The organism is Janthinobacterium sp. EB271-G4-7A, assembly GCF_020858075.1.
GTDB classification, from domain to species: domain Bacteria; phylum Pseudomonadota; class Gammaproteobacteria; order Burkholderiales; family Burkholderiaceae_D; genus Janthinobacterium; species Janthinobacterium lividum.
In genome coordinates this window covers 2,095,236-2,112,121 of record NZ_JACYMI010000001.1, presented here as the reverse complement: position 1 = coordinate 2,112,121, position 16,886 = coordinate 2,095,236, and the positions used below count along the sequence as shown (strand labels likewise).

The window sequence follows — 16,886 nt, the reverse complement described above, 5'->3', positions numbered from 1 at the left end:
AGTTAGTCGGGGCACTCTTGCGACTGCTCGCCTTGGCGCGTAATGCGCACCAGTGGCGGAGAATTCGCGTACACGCAAGCCTCGAGCGGATACGCCCCATAGCGAATACCTGGGGTCATCAATGCCGCCTTCACGGCATCCTCAAAAGAACCAGTGAACGTTGACGTACTCTCGATAAGCAAATGCTTGTTCGCATCCCACTGGATGCGCCACCCTGCGGTTTTGGCCCACCGTTCGAAGGTATTTGCCAAACGAATGTCTTCCGGTCGAACATCCCATTGCTGGACGGGATCGCCTCGCCCTTGAACCGTCTCGTCATCGCTGAGATAAGCGACGCCGTCATTGCTGCTTCTGGCACCTTCAGCTTGCTTAAGTTTTAATTCAAGGCGCTCGATCTTGTTCACAATGTCAGCAGTGGCAGCGTTGCGCGCTGACGGGCCAGCAGGCATGGCCTGGCGTTGGCCATGGATCAACGATGTCTGCCGTCCATTCAGCTGAATTTTGATTTCTCGCGGCACCCCTGGCATCACGTAGGAATCGCCATCGGCCGTTGCGCCACGCACAATCAAGCCGGGAATGGCGTCGATGTACGTATTCTTTCCATCACTGTATGTCCGAACTTGTTGGCTCATCATCGCGTCCGCCAGGTAATATTGACTGTCGATGGCCGCCGCCGAGCTCGCGGCAAGCATTAACGCAACGAGGGAAATAGTTTTAAAAGAGTTCATGGGGGTAGTAATGTCCTGGTGGATAGTCGATGCCTATATTCGATTTTGAGCCAGAGCGCATCATTTTCCTTGCCGAGATGCCCATCTTTATTGGCAGTTTTTGGCCCAAGCGAACGCGCCTGATCACAACAGAAGTCAGCGCCGAATGAAGTGCTGACCGGCGCAAATTGCACGCCTGATCAGCAACTTAGGAAAAGTCGCCTTGTGGCAGACTGTGCGATTTTTAATCGTGATAAGGCATGACCGCCATGTCTTGCGCGACCATGAACATGAATGGGCTGCCAAAAGAAGTGCTAAGCGTTGGCGACAGGCTCTTGTTTCTCGCCATCATCGTATTCAAGGCATCGTTCAGAGCCAGCCCTGCTACGGAGCCAGTCGTCACATTGCCCCCGCCGTTTGAGGTTGTCGACACGGTATTCTGGCTACTAGGAAGCATGAGCGAGGTGGCCCCCAGAATGAAACTGGTCGAAAACATTTTCATGAAATGATTGTTCACGTCGGCCTTAATTCCACTTTGCCCGATCATGTTCGTCGCCGGCGCGCCGGCAAGGGAAATGTAACTACCATTGGGCAAGATTAATCGCGTCATGGCAAATAACAAGCTTTCTTGCCCGATCACTACTTCGCTGCTGTAGACGCCAATTAGCTTGCTTCCTTTCGGAATGAGGACAAAGCGTTGATGAATACTGTCGTAGACATCTGATGTGACTCGGGCGACAATTTTGCCAGGCAAATCGCTATTCACGCCGGTCAATAAAACGGCACGAATGGCCGTTCCCTCCTGAATCAGCGTGTGCGTCGGTGCGGACTGCTGGTGGAGCAGTGGCGTGGCACCAGTTCCTGCGGCGGCCGATAGAAACTCCTCATTCCGGCCCTTGGCCCTGCTGGCAACCGGCGCCGGGTTTCCGGCTAATGCGCGTAAAGTCGCATCGGCTTGCGCCTGCGCAGCACTGTCGCGTTTACTATTGGTCGCGGCAATTTCGGCTTCCAGTTGCTGTAGCTGACTTACAGGCTGACCCGCGTTTGCAACATCAGTGGCGAGCTTGAATTGCCCGGACACTTCGATTGGTGCCGAGCGTATCTCCTGTTCCCGCTGTTGACGCCCAAGGGCAGCGGCTTGCGCCGCCTCCTGTGGACTCATTCCGGAAGTCGAATTAAATGCCGCTGGCAAGGGATATGCCATATTGGTAGGTTCGGCATAGTCGCGGGAAACACGCGTGTTCACGCTGGCTTGAGCCGCTCCCCGACTTTGTCCGGACGGATTGTTTTGAGCTGCAGCTTGCGCTGGCATCTGTGGCCCAGGCGCCTTGGATGCCTGATCCTTCAGGCTATCGAGCAAAGTATTTGTATTGTTGGCTTGAGTCGCCTGATTGACGACCACATCAGGCTGGGCGGCTACTTTTTTTGCTGTCGCATGATCGCCTGGCGCAAACATCCATACCAGGATGCCAATGATGGCGACTGGCATCAGGATCTTGCTGATACTGCTCAGCATATTCCTCGGTGGTTTTCCCTGATTGAGCTTATTGTTCTCCAGAACATGATTGGGAGCCCCGGATGGTGGAAAACCATCCCCATCATCCAGTTCGGGGATATTGCTAAATGGGTCTTTCGCCATGATTACCGCCAGAATATGCTGTGATTCGGTTTGCGCTTGGATATTTTCACTTCTGCCTTGCCTAATTTCAGAAGCAAATGTTGCGCGACTCTTTCGACGACGATCAATTCGCCCTTCACCTTGTAATTGATCAAAGAAGGACTCCCATCGTCCTCAATCAAAAAGACTGCCGGACTATCCTGGCTGTTCGGCATTCTGAGGTAGGTGGCCTTTCCATCCGTGTAGGCAGCGGTCGGCTTGAAAGTGGCATCGCCGCTGATATCGAACTCGAAGCTGAGTTCAGCAGGGCTTACATTCGCAGCCAAAACTTGCTCCCTCAGCCGGTCGTCTTCCGCGACCCGCACCGCTGCGGCGTTGTCTTGGCGAAGGCGAATTTCGGCAATCCGGTCGGGGTAGTCAAAACTCACTTTTTGATAAAGTTTTGATTCGCGCTTTCCGGAAATCAACTGAAATATGTACGAACGCTTGTTCGTGACGATCGTGAGCGAGGTTTCGATGCCTTCCCGATTCGGCTTGACATAGATGTTCCGAGGCCCACCCGAAACGCGCCACTGGATGGAATCTCCCGTCTTTGGCTCCTCCGTCAGGCCTTCATCCTCGCCCAGCTCAATAAAGGTGTGCCGGTTGGGCTGCGTAAACACCCGGAAAATGATATCGGGAGAATAGGTATAGCGGACGATTCGGTTTTCCATCGGTACGGGAATGGCCTCTGCCGCGGCGTCGATCAGCACTGGTTTTCGGGCTGTGATGGATTTTTGAACCGATGCACTTTGCACGTGCGGCGTCATGAAAATAGCGGAAAGGAGCGCGACGCTCACAATGTGGGAGGAAAGTTTCATTTCGAGAGCGCTTCTTCGCTGATGTTAAAACTGGTAATGAACAGGCCAGCCGGATTGCGCATGAGCTGTTCCCGCGTGGTCGGCTTTACGCGCGTAAAGGTAATACTCATGGCATATGTCATTTCAGTAACCTGGTCATTGCTGCGCGTGATGGTCTTAAACCGCAGGAAAGCAACATCGTTTTCAATGAAATTGATCGACTTGTATTCGTAGGTGCGAGAGTAGTTTGCATTGTTTTTAAGCGCCAGAAACGGGTTGTCCTTGATGCGAAGCTCCTTCAGCTGGGCCTGTGCGGTACCAACGACCAGTTCGGACGCCTCGCGGGTCGTGCCATCGATAGTGGCGCGATTGACGTCATATACAGAGTTGGCCCAACGGTTGAGGAAGAATCCGATGGAATCCTTGTCCGGCGTCCAATTGCCGACTGCCACACCATCCGCCACCAAACGCCCGCCAGCTTCCTTGGTCACCTGGATGGTTTCTACAGACTTCATCGGGAATAGATAGTTGAAGAGCGCTCCCTGCACTACCAATGCGACGGTCAGGCCACATGACACAAGAAACCAGCGATTTCGCTCAATAGTCGCGCGGGCGCCAGACTCAAAATGTTGTCGGGCAGTGTCGTCGGCAATCTGGCCTGGAGCGAAATCGGGAACCTTGCCCGCGAGGTTTTTTTGTTGTGGTTTCATGTGTTGATTGTGAAGAGGAAGGGCAAAGGAAGAACGACAAAACGACGCATTTTTCTGATCGGAATTTCAAAGGCAAGATACGCGTCGTGCAGGGGCAATAAAGATGGATAAAAATCAGATAAACTGGACCTCTACCCTTCTATTGGCCAGTTTTCCCTCCAGCGTTGAGTTATCGGCGATGAATCCGCCGGCGGGCCTATACGACAACTGGATCTTCTCCGGGGAGATGCCGCCTTGTATCAAAAATGCCTGAGTGGATGCCGCCCGCCCTTTTGCCAATCTGGAGCTTGCCGCATTGGCCTGAACGCTATCCGTGTATCCGGTAATTAACACTCTGCTCGCCCCTTTTGCCTTGGCAAGAAACAGGGATTTAGTTTGTCGATTGGGGGAAAAAGACACGCTGTTATTCTTGAAGTTCACACTGTAGGATGTGATCTTGATTTCGGCTGAGATCGGCGCAAACCGCTCGGCCAATGCCGTCTCCGATGCAGAAATCGGTGCTGATGGCACGATACGATCTGACGCCAGTTGGCTCTTCAACCGCGTGAGCTCCGCCCGCATTGCCGCGATTTCTGCCTTGAGGCGCCGCGTGGCTTTGAACTCTTCACTATCTGGACTGCCTGCTGTGCCGATCGCCAATGCGGGCTTGGGTAATACCGGCTTTGGAACGGTATTTCGCCTTATCGCGATTTTTCCCCAGCTGCGGTCCAGGCTGAGTGTCGTATGAATTCCTTTTACTACGGCACTTTGACCAACACGCGAATAGGTAATGGCACCTTGCGCCCCCATGAACACGGGTGCGCTTTCCTCAAAATTTCTGAGTTGTATGACGGTGTCCCCTTTTAATTCGAAGACCTGCACTATTTCATGCGCTTCGTCACCGTCCACAACGTACCCGAACTCAATCGCATCCTGAATTGGATTCGCCGTGCTGCATGCCGACAAGCATGCAACCAGGGCGAATCGAGAAATCGTCTTTTTTGTCATACTGATCTTCCAGGGTTTCTGAAGGCCTGAGCAGATGAACGCTCCGGCCGGTAGCGCGGCTAAGAAGTTTTCTTGCCAGGCAAAATCTTTGCCATGGCAGCCTTGCGAATTTTTCCTGCCCCGCCGGAGACTGACTTGGCTGCATCCTTGGCCGTTTTTGCGCCATCCTTGACGGCCGCTCCCGCTGTTTTAGTCGCGCCAAATGAGCCAGGAACCAGTGCATTGGCAATTGCAGGCGTTTGCTGGATAAGCGAATTAATGCTCATCAGGGTTATGGTGGCAATCAACATTCCGATTGCTGTAGGCGTGGGACTTGCGACCACTTCGGCAAAGCCAAATTGCTCAAACAGCGTCGCGGCGATGGAAACACTGACACCCAGCACGCCAGTCAAAACGGCTGCCGCGACCAGGAAACCGAGCCATTTCGAGAAATATTCCCGTGTCCACGGAGTGACAATCCCCGCAATGAAGATCGGGCCAAACGCCACAGCAACAGCGGTAAGAAATGGGCCCATCAGCAGCAAGCCCATGATCTCTGCCAGGCCGACGAAGCATAAAAGAATAATTGCCAAAGCAAAAATAACTGTTATCAATGCATCAAAAATCGCGACCATGGTGTTGTCAAGATTGAAAAAGCTTGCAGTTTTCAGGACGGTAGCCGTGCTGTTGGAAATCGCAGAAGCGATCATTTTTAGGATACTGGAATACATATTGAAGACCGATGTAATGGCATCCCCTCCGATCATTCGTATGAATTGAAGCGGTCCATCCGCCCCAGCGAAATCCTTTATGACCGTTGGATACTTGAGCAACAAGTAGGAGCAAAGGACCACCGGCAATCCAACATCGAATATTACGGTGAGCATTGAACCATTTTTCCCGCTCAAGACTCCCATTGCCTCAATGATCATGTAAAGAACAGCCAGCGATCCGGCGATCGCCAATGCCCACGGGATGGTCCTGAACGCGATTATCAGACCTGCGTCAAACAGCGTTGTGGCAATAGGTCGGCGGGCATTTTCCTGGATATTTTTGACGCCATTATCGAGTTTATCAAAAAATGCACCAGGCGCCTTATTACCGTCCGCACTCGATGCGGCAGCCGCCGAGGATGCAACAACTGCACACATAACAAGAAGCATTGCGAGAAAGATGGATTTTATTTGGTTGTATTTTTTCATTTCCATTTACATATTTGAAAATCTTAGAGGTTGATTTACATAATTTTCCAGTCAACCGCCTGAATCAATTATGTGAAATTCTTACTGGAATATCTTTGAAAAACCAGAGAGGCAAAACATGGCGGTCAAAAAAAGAGTCTTGACGCGGAATAGCCATGCATGTGCTTATCTGACGGGAGTGGCAGACTATTTCATGTTGTCATGTATCGTTATCACCTGCCAATAAATAAGCTACTCCACGAAAATCTTGTACCCCCATGACCATCTTCGCCCTGCGTACATTTCTATACGCAGGTTAAATCGTCCACTACGGGCGATCGTATTTTGCAGCCTCATCCAGCAGTTTTTGCTGATATTCACTCATTACCTTTTGCCCTGCTTTTCGGGCGGCATCATCAAGATGAACGTCGATTTGCTTAGAGTCTCCCTGCATCTTCAATGTCGCCACCATCAGCTGATTTTGTCCTACCATCATGTCAATTGCGGCACCAACGCTTTGGATGGCCGCAGTCTGCCCCGTCGACTTCTCGAGCTCTTTCACGATAACTTGACGCCGTGTCGCAATTTGAGTCAATGATTTATTAAGCAATTCGTATTGTGCAGCCAATGATTGGGCTTGATTACCCAGAATGGTCGAACGAGAGGTCAAGAATCTTTTCCAGCTGAAATCCGAAGAACCGAACTCAGCCTTTACATTCTGCGAGAGTTGTTTACTTTGATTCATTACCACCACCAACTGGTCGCCAGCTCTTTTGAGGTCCCGGTACAACGCCAATTCATTCTCGACGCCTGCCAATTTCGCGAGCCCATCGACAGACGCCAAGGATCTGGCCAAAGCAATTGTTTGTTGAATCTGCTTAATATACGAGGCAGCGGTGCTAACCTCTGTTTTAACAGCCGCGATGGCAGTCGATGTATTTTGGATGAGGTTAGTTGGATCAATCACGATATCACCTACGCCAAAGATGGCGTTCGCTGGCGCGGTCAGAAAGGCCAACAAAAAGGATGAGATCACGACGAAAAATTTGAACTTGGATTTCATATGATTTCCCGGGTTAATTGAATTGCACTCACATCGAACTGACTTCTTGCAGATATCTTGCCTTCCAGTCGACAGCGCCGCTGGCGTAATGCCGATCGAAAATACCCAAGATCGTTTCCTCGGATCTGAGATAGGCCAACTCAGCCGCGCTGAATGAGGTCTGTAAGACGCGGGCTGTCGATGCTCCGCCCCCTTCGGAAGACTGGATCAGAAGATAGTCACGTTTTGGTATCAGCTGGGCAATCATGTCGATATGATGATCTGCCAAAGCGAAATACTTCTGGTACGCCGCGCGATGTGGCTCCACCTTTTCGTTGTAGAGCATCAGGAAACTGAAAATATTATCCAGAATCGATGCCGCGATATCTGAATTGCTGATCGCTTCCGGCGATTGGATCGTCATCCAGATGAATGCATTCTTTTTGCGGAAAGTTTTCAGCCAGTCATCAAGAATGTCCTTGAACTTGGGGTTCGCGATCAGAAAAGTGGCCTCTTCGATATAAATAAACGTCGGCGTGCCATCCAGCGAGACATAGATTTTTCGGAATGCATAGTCCATGAAGGCGCGCGACAAACGCTCCACAGCCATCAGATCCTTCATTTCGATAGTGGTCCAGTCGGCCAGTGAAAAGTCGTCTTCGTCCGTATCAAACATCCCGTACGGCCGGCCCTCAAGCCACTCACCTAGTTCGGCCTCAAGCCGCCTCGGCAGCATTGCTGCAAGCGTGCTCAAGCGAAGTGGCTTGCCCGTCCGTTCATATTCTTGCGCCAAGCCAGTCAAGGCCGTGTCGAGGTCGGCGCGGTCTTCGGTAGTCGCGGCAAAGTCTCCCTCGGCAAATCGCCGCAGAATAAATTCGCGCACCCAAAGCTGGCCGTCCGGCGAGCCGTCCATCATGGCAAACAGCGGATTGAACTTCCCAACGCCAGTACGGATGTCAATATGACGCCCATCGTGCAAGGCTGTCAGAACCTTGCACGAATAATTCCGGTCGAAGATATATGTATTTCTCTTCGGATAACGCTGAAATTGCGACAGACAGAAGTTGACGAATGTGGTTTTGCCGCCGCCAGTGGGAGCGATAAGGAGCAGATGACCAATTTGTCCCACATGGGGGGAGAAATAGGATCGCGTACCGTATGCATTGCCGAATACGGCGAAACTCGACACGGGGCGCTGAAAAATCATCGAGGAAAAGTACTTGTGCGAACGTGACCCTTCATCAAGCGTAAACATCGGCGTACAGTCGGCAACGTTTTCCCCGGACATCAATTCATAGCGCGTTTGCATTGCCCACTGGCCAGGCAGCATCGACGCAAAGGCCGGCAAGGTGTTCAGCCGTTCACGTATCATTCCAAACCGGGCTGCGCTCATTTTTTGATCCGCCTCTGAAACGCGCGCCTCCAGTTCCGGAATGCTATCGCCGTACAGGAAGACTGTAAGATTGTGGTAGGCGTAGGTAATGCCCTCGCTGCCAATTCGCGCGTTCGCGGCCTTGCACTCGTCGAACAGCTCACGTTTGCCAGCCTTTGGCTCGGCTACGTTGCCGGTCGCCGCAGCAAACGAGTGCGCAATAAGACCATACTGCGTCAGGTTGTAATATTCGATAGCCTTGTCAATCTCAGCGGTACTTTCAGGAGAATTGAGGAAGCGCGTGATTTGACACACGGTCAGCTCGGCGTCCATCTTCAACAATGTCTCAAATAACATCGGAGAGGTATGGTCTGGCCATTTGATGACGCCCATCGCCGCGCAATAAACCGTACGCGTGTTGCCCTTGAACTGAATCACATCAGGCCCACTGGCGACGTAGTTTGCCGGTGCCCAGGAGTCAAGCATCATTCGCTCAGGCTTGGCATGCGTGGCCGGCGGGCTGGCGCGATTCAGAAGCGTAGCGAGGGTCCTGTCAAAACCCGAGCTTTTGGAAAGGCGCGTGAAATTCAGCGGCGATGCGCTGGTAAAGGCCGAGATAATCCTTTCAAAGGCCCCAATATTGCTACGCAGGACACCCATGTCTTTGGCGAATGCGCGACTACCTGACAACGACTCTTTGATTGCTTTAATCACCGCACTACCGATGGCCGCGCCCTCCTCAGTTTGGATGCGTTCCACTCGGTCAAAGAACTTGTTCGCCCCAGTTTCACCGGTGAACAACATATAGAACTTGTAATCAAGGGTGTAGTGCTCTCCGTCCGTAAAGCTCCTGGAATAAATAGTGTCCAGATCCTTCGCCGCCTGGCTGGTAAATTCCCCGCTGATATAGGATGTATCCTTGCGCTTGTCAACGATCCACCAGGCAGTGATACGGCTGTCCAATAGCGCATTCGATGCTTCGATACGCGTAGCTGTCCCGTCGACCTTTGAGTCGCTGACATTGTCAGGATCGATGCCGCGGTAGTCAAAAGCGGCCAATAAGGAACCATCTTTATTCAGCACGAGTTCGGGTGTGATGAAGTCGATCCATGGACAAAGCGCCTGCAGGGGATGCCCCAAGTCCGTCTCGCGGAATTTAATTTTCAACATGATTTGGTGTCGCTAGAATCTGATTCCGCGCCCGACTTTGTGTGGGCGTTCAAAAGTGGCGGGTAAACTTTCTCGGGCATGGGGGTGATAGGAATCCGCCAGCCGCGCATAGTTGACATACATCTCAAAGATCCTGGCATCCTTTTGGAAAAGCCATTGCAATATGAGGTGCGCTGTGAACCCGACGCTGATCGGGATTCCCGCCCAAAGCCAGCCTTGGGAGGAGCCGGTGAGAACTGCCACTAGGGCGGTCGGTCCCCAACAATACCCAAGAGCCTTGGAGGACACTCCGTAGTTTAGTCTGGGCAAGCTGATTGCCCGGGTCACTGGCGAAGTGCGCATGTCTTATACGACGCAGGAAGTGGTCAAGCCGGAATTGGTAATCAATGCCGAACCGGCAATGACGACTGCAGCGGTAACACCAACCTTGATTACAACGTCATGCAGTTTGGCTACGCCAAAGATGTGCTCAAGAGCCCAAAGTACGATCGTGACCAAACACGCCGTGCCGACAATCGCCTTGAAATACTGTGCGATATAGCAGAAGAAATTTGCGCCGGCGCCAGCTTGAGCCTGCGCAAGCGCGATCTCTGGAATGGCCACACAAAGGATAGCCGCCAAGGTTTGGAGGCAGGATTTCTGAGATGGTGTATTGGCGATGATCGCGGCCTTAAGGTATGCAAAAGTGAACTTCTTAGGCGACGTTTTCGAGGACATAATTTCCATTTATAACTCCTTTAACAAGACAGATTTCTTGGATTTTGCGAATTACCCGGGCCTGTCCATCCGAGAATTCGATACTGCGATTTACAAAGACAACGACCTTTACCGACTTTGCGATATAACCCCTGGCAAGTTCCGAGGAAATCGATGCATTTGCTGGCAAGCTCATCTGAAACAACATCTCCAGCGCGCCAAGGGCTTCTTCTGCAGAGTCAGCATGGATGGTAGAAATCGAACCCGGGTGGCCAGAGTTGAAGGCACGAATCAGGTCGTAGGTTTCGTCGCCGCGGGTTTCTCCCAATATCAGGCGGTCTGGCCGCGACCGCATGGCCATCTTGACCATGTCCCGGGCCGAAATGCCTTCATCCGGATTTGTCAGCAAGGGAATGAAATTCGGGACAGATATCTGGATTTCGCGCGAATCTTCGATTGTGATGATGCGCTCATGACCAGGAATCTTGTTCAGGAGGGCGTTCAACAGCGTTGTTTTGCCAGATCCCGTGCCACCGGCGATGATCAAGTTGTTCCGATCATGGAGAACTAACTGTTCAATCGTCTGCGCTTGTTTTGCGGTCAACGCCTGCTTCTTATTGATCAGATCCTCCATGGTGGGGCGATCTCCCGCATCCTGGTGTTTGCGGATCGTGATGAATGAACCGCCTGGACTCACGGGGGAAAGTGCACCCGAGATTCGCAAATCATCAATGCTTGCATTAACAATTGCCGAGTTAGTATTGGCCCGGGCATCCTTCCGGACATGTTTTGCCACTGCCTTGATGGCAGTCGAGATCATGTGTTCGGTGAGCAGTTGGCCGACATAAGTAATTGTTCCCGCTGCCTCGACAAAGACGTGGCCACCTGGATTGACCATGATCTCTGTGACCATTTTGTCTTTCAGCCAGGCAGCCAGTGGAACGAGTTGGCTATTCAGGATATCAATTACAATTTGCGGATTCAGCATCGGTTTTTTTTTGATTTGTTTCGATCATCATGGGAGCAACAGCTGGACGAATCATCCATGTAGCGCCGGCTTGCAATCCGTCAAATCCGACACTCAATTTCCCATGTTTCAGAATGCGTGCCTGGAGCAACATAAAGTTCTACCGACGCACACATAACCCGTTGATCTGCTGGGACTATTCTTCATGCACCTCGGAAATTGGACCTTGCTTATGTTGGAGGTCGGAAATTGAGCGGCGTATGAGAAGGCGTTTGGCTTCTGCTTCGACAACGACAGCGAATGCTTCTCATGCCGCATGCCGCATGCCATTTTTGCAGGACGTGCGGACACTGCAGGAGACCGGCGAACCACGTTGACATGCGTTTGCTGCCAGCGTTAGGCGGCGGCCTGTAGCCTTTGAGAACGGCATGGCCGCGCCCCTGCGCCCTCAGACAGGTCCGCCAGCAACATGTCAAAACGCTGGATGTGAGGAACAAGATATGCTGCCGGCGTTAGCGCCGGTTCAGACCTGGCATAGCGTGGTTGAGCAATGCCAATCAACGCCCACCTGTCACTACCGTGCAGGCTGACGAAGGGTTAAGAGGAATCGACGGCGCGATCAGGCTATCTTGGCAACTGCAGCGGATGCATCAATAGCGGTCGCTTGTATCAGGCCCTGCCCTGCCTCCTGACCGGTATTCGCTTCCGCCAATGCATCGCCACGTTGACGGAAGGCACGGACTGTGCGGTTAAGCAGGCCAGCAAGTTCCCGCAGGCCCTTTTTGACCTTGCCTTCCTGGGCTTCGATCTCATCTTGTCCAACTTCGCCATTCCATTGCAATTTAACCAAGTTAGTCAGCGTACGATCGTTTCTTTCGATGACGCTAAGCACGCGCTTGCTCAAGAGAGTGCGCAGCTGTACCTCATGCTTTGCTGCCGGACTGGTATACATGGGCAGAACCGATGAGTCAGTTAGCATCATTTGCATGGATTGCTGAACTGATTTTTCGGAGGCGCTCGCGTCTGCTTCCAGTTCACAGACCTTATCGGTAATCATCTGCATCAATACTTCAGCACTGGCCTTGCCGACAAACATTTCACCGCGCTTCCACGTGACATAGATACCATTCTCAATGCTGGAAAACCAACGTTCGAATGCAGAGCCGACGCTGCGTTCGTTCAAGCTTACCGTCACAAGAATGGAGGCGACACCGTCATGCCGGTTGGACAGCTGCTTTACACCGCGCGCCCGTTGACGCTGTGCGCGCTCGCGCAATGCGACAACTTCGCTCTCCGAAATAATGCTGACTCCGGAAGATGCGCCGCCAGCTGCGCCACCGTCGAGAATATGGGTGAGTTGATCATCCGCGGCAGCGATTTCCGAGATCGCTGTGTGCAATTCTGTGTGTGCGGTTGGACTTTCGATTGTCATGACGATTCCGTTTGTGGTTAAGAATCATCATGCTGCCAATCTTCCCGGCAACGCTTACAGTGAAAAACTGTATTTTTTCAGCAGTATTGCCGTCCCCAGGCAGACAATCCAGGAAATGCCGAATTCCAGTTGTTTTGGGTTTGATATTGCTCTAAGAAAATATTGCGCCGTTGCTAAAGTCCAAGTTTCAACTAACTATGGCGCGTTGTCGCGAAGGTCTTCTTGATGAGTGAAACTATAGAATCACGCCCGCTCCATTTTGGAGAAGACCGGCCTGTCGCTGCGATGTGGCGCCGGTCGGAAGCAAAGCCATATAGCCGTCTCTTTTCCACAGAATGGGCCAACCTCGCCGAAGAACAATATCTGTCAAGAGCGATTCAAAGCTTGCCGAAGACAACAGCCGACAATACGCCGGCAGCAACCGAGTCACTCAGCGCGCGCTTTGGTTGCGCAGCAAATGATCATCATGTGGGACTGGCGCAGGAGCGCCAACATCCAAGACCTGCAGCGTATATGCCCTTTTTTGATCAACAGCATGCTGCCATGCGGATACAGGATGGTGCTTCAGGCAATCCGGCAGGAAAATGGTTTGGCGATACAGCCATTTTCTCAACGCTGTTGCCACTGTACTCTCAGCAGTTCTTGCATTCAGCGGCATCCCTGTCCCGACAGTGCTGCTATCACGCAGGTACGCTCATTGCCGAGCAACTTCGATACCGCGCTGCTCCTTTTTTCCAGAAGTCCATAGTATTGCCATGGCGCGTAGTGCTGGCCACGGCAGTCGTCGTCATCGTTGCCGGTAGTGCCCATCATTTCTACGCTCGGGCAGAAAATTTATACCGCGATTTTACAATGGCGACCCGTACGATCTCCGAGCTGCAAAGCAGATTGGCAACGATTGAAACGACGTCGCGTCCAATGCAGCCAGTAAAGCCAGTATCCGTCACCGTACCAGACCAGGCGAACATGCAAATGCAAGCGTTCGGATCTGTCGATTTGCCACTGCCGCCACTACCAATCGTGATGCAATCCAGTAGCCGTCAGGTAGCCACCGTAAGCGTAGGCAAGCTGACTTCAAAGGAGGCTGCACGGGAAGGTGAAGACATCGCGGAGAGCCCGATGAAGAAGGTTGATGATATTCCCGAAGCTGGCAAATTTGTTCTTTTATCTCAAGAGCCAAGACCAGCCAGCAAGAGCTTCAGACTGCTCAGCGAGAAATAACTTGCGACGATCAAAAATCGAGTCATTTCTGCTGCGCACCAACTCGCGATACCGCAAGCCAAGCGAAGCTTGGTGGAATCGGCGCTGGTTCGTTCTGGCAAAAGTTATTCTCGCTATTTCAGTGCTTGGATGGCTGGGCGACCTTAGTGAGCTGTGGGCTGCGGCAGAAAAACTGAATTTGGCGCTTATGCAACTGATGCCGATTCTCGTATCAACAGGGATCGCCGAAGCGCCATAGTATTAATGTACATTGATTGGAAAACGATGAATACAGCAGATGGGAAAGTCACGGAGAATCTTCGCGATGGCAACGACTGTCTATCGGAAGGAATGAAGGCCTTCCGGCGGCTAAAGAAAATATCGCCGGCCGATGCGCCCTTGATTGATCAAGCGCTATCGCATGTCAGCTCCGCACGCGAACTGGTCCTGCAGCTGGAGGCCGATATCTTGAAGCGTACCAGGATGTTTTGATGGCCGACCTTATCTGTCTTATTGGTCGCCATGGCGTGGGGAAATCGACGTTAGGCCAGGCACTCGCCAGAATCGGGTATGCGCATCTGAACCTAGGCCTGCTCCGAAGATTGGCGATCTCCGGCACCTACCCTGGCGATATCCCCATCACCCTGATGTTGTCAATTCGAACAATGAGACCAAGCAAGCCGCTGTCTGACGATGTTGTGCGCAAGCTATTGGCGCATGCCTTGTCTTATGATCGCTGCGTGATCGATGGCTTTCCTGTACTAGCTGCACATCTGCCGCTATTACCGGCGGCTGCCAAGATCGCCTATGTATGGGCACCGGCGCAGAGCCGGAACGAGCGGCTACGTTCAAGGGCAGCGACGACCAAACGCCACTGGACACCCGGCCTCAACTCCCATCGGGATACTTCGCTCTGCAAAGTATTGAAGCACGTACGGAGTAACTCGAATTTTTACTTTGTTCGCAATGCGCATGACGCTAAAGAAGAGATCAATGCGTTAGCCAATTTCATGGCCTCACTGTATATTGCTCCTCGCTGAAGGGGCCGGGTCCATTCACTCCTATCTGATTTAGCCTGGATGTAAGGAAGCAGTCTACCGAAGGTAGACTGCTGGGTGAATATTAAGCTGCTTTGGAAGACAGTGCTAAATTGATGACCTTGACCAACGTTCTGAGCAACCGCCATACTGCGACGAGAGGCTTGAAGAAGGCTTGGGGCGTTTCACGTGCACCGGCAATAAAACCTTGCATAAACATGTTCATTTTATCATTTCCTTAATTGCCGTATACGTTGAATAAATTGCCCAATACATAATGAATGTTGCATCTGTATATAAAATAATTTTTTCTACGATCTTCATCAAATTCGCAAAAGAATTGTCACCAACGATTGGCGTTGCCCAATGAACCAGAACATTCAGTACCCCGCCAAAAAATAGCAGTGCAGCAAACATCAGTGCGCCTATTGTCAAATGCCCTACATATTCTCCGAGAATTTTCAAGTGATGTTTCATGGAACTCCATATTTGCAATGTGTACCGCCAGAAATCAGATCTGACGGAATATTTTAAAAAATTTTCATTGATTAAATATATATAAAATCCAAAAAAAAATGGATTTTGATATTTTTTGCGCAATGTTTTTATACAAGGATTTTTAACATGTAGCCTCCAATAATTTATGCCAAAAACTGGCGAAGTAAAAATTGGAGATTGGAATATCTTTTCGTTGAAAGACCAATGAAAAGACTGGAGATTTTGTTTTTTGACGCCAGATTGAAGCGGGCACCAAGGTGGGAGTATTAATTTAAAAACCGCAATGCCGCAATTGCGACACAGCAACTTTACCGCACTTTCCATATTTTGCCAACCCTAAAATAAAATATTTTCGATTCCTTCAAAAAATTGAGAGTTATATTGAATTGTTGGCAAAGAACATTACTTTAGAATATGAAACAACATGGAAATTTCAATCCGTCTTGAAATTTCACACAAGAACGAACGGCGGGCGACAAAGCCTGGGAAGCGATTTGCCTGGATGGGCCTCATTTCCTGAGAGAAGATGAAGAACGATCATTTTATGAGAATTACAAAGGACTTACGTATGGATATTGTTGATGGCTATTTTGATCAAACCGAATGCGACAAAGAAAAAATGTTGGCGCAAGTATCGGAAAAACTGGGATTTTCGCCATCCGCGTCGGCTGTATATGACCTTTTCAGACAAGCCAACCAGTCCAGAGACATGCGTTTTTGTGAAAATGTAGTGCTTGAGCTAAAAGCCCATCTCATTCCAATAGCAAAACGACAGAGTGTCCTGGCCAAGATAAAGGAAAATATCGGCGACTCCCCAGGGCGCCAGAAAATTCAGAACTTTTACCTGAGCCTTGGAGAACGCAAGAGCTTTTCTTACTGTGCAGCGGTGGTTGCACTGATTAGCCTTGAGAAGTGTCGCTACTTTGAGACCATATGCAGCTTGCTACGTACCTCCCTTCCCCCGAATCCAACCATGGGTCAGGTTGCGCGACATGTCGAGGCCTATGGATACCCACGGCCTTCCGACTTTACGACACGAAAAATTTATTCACATATAAAGACTTTCTCCGAGTTATGGTTATCGCCAAAGGGGAAACGAACAATGGCCCAAAGCGAAACTCAGATCCAGCACGAGGAAAGTGAGGAAAGTGCTCTCCACGCGATAGTCAAGAAAAGCAATTTTAGGAAAATCACGTTCGGCTCGCTTACTGAGGAGATGGTCCTCGATGCAATGATGAAATCTACCGGCCTTTCTTCAAGTCTTGCCGTTTCACTTGCACTGAATTCTTTCCTGCTCGTTGTTGCGCGGGGCAAGGTCGACCTATTGCAACTCGTACGTGACTCGAAGCATCCGAATTTTTCAGAGGTAAAACGAGGGCTCAGGCTCCTGTCAAGCCTGAACTTGCGCGGAGTGTAAGCGGAACTCATCAAAGAGATTAAATTTTTAAGGA

At 51.0% G+C, this 16,886-nt stretch carries 19 protein-coding genes; 6 read left to right on the top strand and 13 right to left on the bottom strand.

Annotated features, from left to right (window positions below):
* Nucleotides 1–2 precede the first annotated feature (2 nt).
* The 11 genes from IGS58_RS09600 to IGS58_RS09550 all read right to left on the bottom strand — a co-directional run bounded on the left by IGS58_RS09600 (nucleotide 3) and on the right by IGS58_RS09550 (nucleotide 12,700).
* Entirely contained in the window at nucleotides 3–728 is a 726-nt protein-coding gene (locus IGS58_RS09600; RefSeq protein WP_230521196.1) for a TcpQ domain-containing protein, read from the bottom strand.
* A gap of 223 nt (nucleotides 729–951) precedes the next feature.
* A complete protein-coding gene (locus IGS58_RS09595) occupies nucleotides 952–2,346 on the bottom strand; it encodes a TrbI/VirB10 family protein (protein ID WP_230521195.1) in 1,395 nt (464 codons plus the stop codon).
* A 2-nt stretch (nucleotides 2,347–2,348) separates the two neighbouring features.
* Nucleotides 2,349–3,185: a TrbG/VirB9 family P-type conjugative transfer protein gene (locus IGS58_RS09590; protein WP_230521194.1), complete on the bottom strand. Its 837-nt coding sequence runs from the start codon at nucleotides 3,183–3,185 to the stop codon at nucleotides 2,349–2,351.
* Nucleotides 3,182–3,874 carry a type IV secretion system protein gene (locus IGS58_RS09585; protein ID WP_070257639.1) on the bottom strand — a complete coding sequence of 231 codons (693 nt, stop codon included), beginning with the start codon at nucleotides 3,872–3,874 and terminating at the stop codon, nucleotides 3,182–3,184. The genes IGS58_RS09590 and IGS58_RS09585 overlap by 4 nt, the downstream gene beginning before the upstream one ends.
* 114 nt (nucleotides 3,875–3,988) lie before the next feature.
* A complete protein-coding gene (locus IGS58_RS09580) occupies nucleotides 3,989–4,861 on the bottom strand; it encodes an OmpA family protein (protein ID WP_070257640.1) in 873 nt (290 codons plus the stop codon).
* 59 nt (nucleotides 4,862–4,920) lie between these two features.
* Nucleotides 4,921–6,048 (bottom strand): type IV secretion system protein, encoded by a 1,128-nt coding sequence (locus IGS58_RS09575; RefSeq protein WP_230521193.1) that lies wholly within the window; start codon nucleotides 6,046–6,048, stop codon nucleotides 4,921–4,923.
* Nucleotides 6,049–6,349: 301 nt separating this feature from the next.
* Nucleotides 6,350–7,084, bottom strand: a complete 735-nt coding sequence (locus IGS58_RS09570) for a hypothetical protein (RefSeq protein ID WP_070257642.1) — start codon at nucleotides 7,082–7,084, stop codon at nucleotides 6,350–6,352.
* Between the two features lie 28 nt (nucleotides 7,085–7,112).
* Nucleotides 7,113–9,605: a VirB4 family type IV secretion system protein gene (locus IGS58_RS09565; RefSeq protein WP_070257643.1), complete on the bottom strand. Its 2,493-nt coding sequence runs from the start codon at nucleotides 9,603–9,605 to the stop codon at nucleotides 7,113–7,115.
* 345 nt (nucleotides 9,606–9,950) lie between these two features.
* Nucleotides 9,951–10,331: a hypothetical protein gene (locus IGS58_RS09560; protein WP_139144195.1), complete on the bottom strand. Its 381-nt coding sequence runs from the start codon at nucleotides 10,329–10,331 to the stop codon at nucleotides 9,951–9,953.
* Complete coding sequence (locus IGS58_RS09555) at nucleotides 10,300–11,289, bottom strand: CpaF family protein (RefSeq protein ID WP_230521192.1); 990 nt, start codon at nucleotides 11,287–11,289, stop codon at nucleotides 10,300–10,302. The genes IGS58_RS09560 and IGS58_RS09555 overlap by 32 nt, the downstream gene beginning before the upstream one ends.
* A 598-nt stretch (nucleotides 11,290–11,887) precedes the next feature.
* Nucleotides 11,888–12,700, bottom strand: a complete 813-nt coding sequence (locus IGS58_RS09550) for a hypothetical protein (protein ID WP_230521191.1) — start codon at nucleotides 12,698–12,700, stop codon at nucleotides 11,888–11,890.
* On the opposite strand from IGS58_RS09550, the gene IGS58_RS09545 reads away from it, so the two are divergent.
* Genes IGS58_RS09545 through IGS58_RS09525 form a run of 5 tightly spaced genes read left to right on the top strand, consistent with a single transcriptional unit; the run spans nucleotide 12,699 to nucleotide 14,940 of the window.
* Nucleotides 12,699–12,926, top strand: a complete 228-nt coding sequence (locus IGS58_RS09545; RefSeq protein WP_139144196.1) for a hypothetical protein — start codon at nucleotides 12,699–12,701, stop codon at nucleotides 12,924–12,926. The genes IGS58_RS09550 and IGS58_RS09545 overlap by 2 nt on opposite strands.
* Complete coding sequence (locus tag IGS58_RS09540; protein ID WP_230521190.1) at nucleotides 12,926–13,921, top strand: hypothetical protein; 996 nt, start codon at nucleotides 12,926–12,928, stop codon at nucleotides 13,919–13,921. The genes IGS58_RS09545 and IGS58_RS09540 overlap by 1 nt, the downstream gene beginning before the upstream one ends.
* 1 nt (nucleotide 13,922) lies before the next feature.
* Nucleotides 13,923–14,159: a hypothetical protein gene (locus IGS58_RS09535; protein ID WP_230521189.1), complete on the top strand. Its 237-nt coding sequence runs from the start codon at nucleotides 13,923–13,925 to the stop codon at nucleotides 14,157–14,159.
* A gap of 26 nt (nucleotides 14,160–14,185) precedes the next feature.
* Nucleotides 14,186–14,392, top strand: coding sequence for a hypothetical protein (locus IGS58_RS09530; protein ID WP_092605609.1), 207 nt, complete (start codon nucleotides 14,186–14,188; stop codon nucleotides 14,390–14,392).
* Complete coding sequence (locus IGS58_RS09525) at nucleotides 14,392–14,940, top strand: AAA family ATPase (RefSeq protein WP_230521188.1); 549 nt, start codon at nucleotides 14,392–14,394, stop codon at nucleotides 14,938–14,940. Before IGS58_RS09530 ends, IGS58_RS09525 begins: the two co-directional genes overlap by 1 nt.
* An 82-nt stretch (nucleotides 14,941–15,022) precedes the next feature.
* Here IGS58_RS09525 and IGS58_RS09520 read toward each other — a convergent pair whose 3' ends face one another.
* Nucleotides 15,023–15,163 (bottom strand): hypothetical protein, encoded by a 141-nt coding sequence (locus IGS58_RS09520; protein WP_230521187.1) that lies wholly within the window; start codon nucleotides 15,161–15,163, stop codon nucleotides 15,023–15,025.
* Nucleotides 15,160–15,414, bottom strand: coding sequence for a hypothetical protein (locus IGS58_RS09515; protein WP_070257650.1), 255 nt, complete (start codon nucleotides 15,412–15,414; stop codon nucleotides 15,160–15,162). Before IGS58_RS09515 ends, IGS58_RS09520 begins: the two co-directional genes overlap by 4 nt.
* A gap of 547 nt (nucleotides 15,415–15,961) precedes the next feature.
* Here IGS58_RS09515 and IGS58_RS09510 point away from each other — a divergent pair.
* Nucleotides 15,962–16,852, top strand: a complete 891-nt coding sequence (locus IGS58_RS09510) for a hypothetical protein (RefSeq protein ID WP_070257651.1) — start codon at nucleotides 15,962–15,964, stop codon at nucleotides 16,850–16,852.
* The last annotated feature ends 34 nt before the right edge of the window (nucleotides 16,853–16,886 follow it).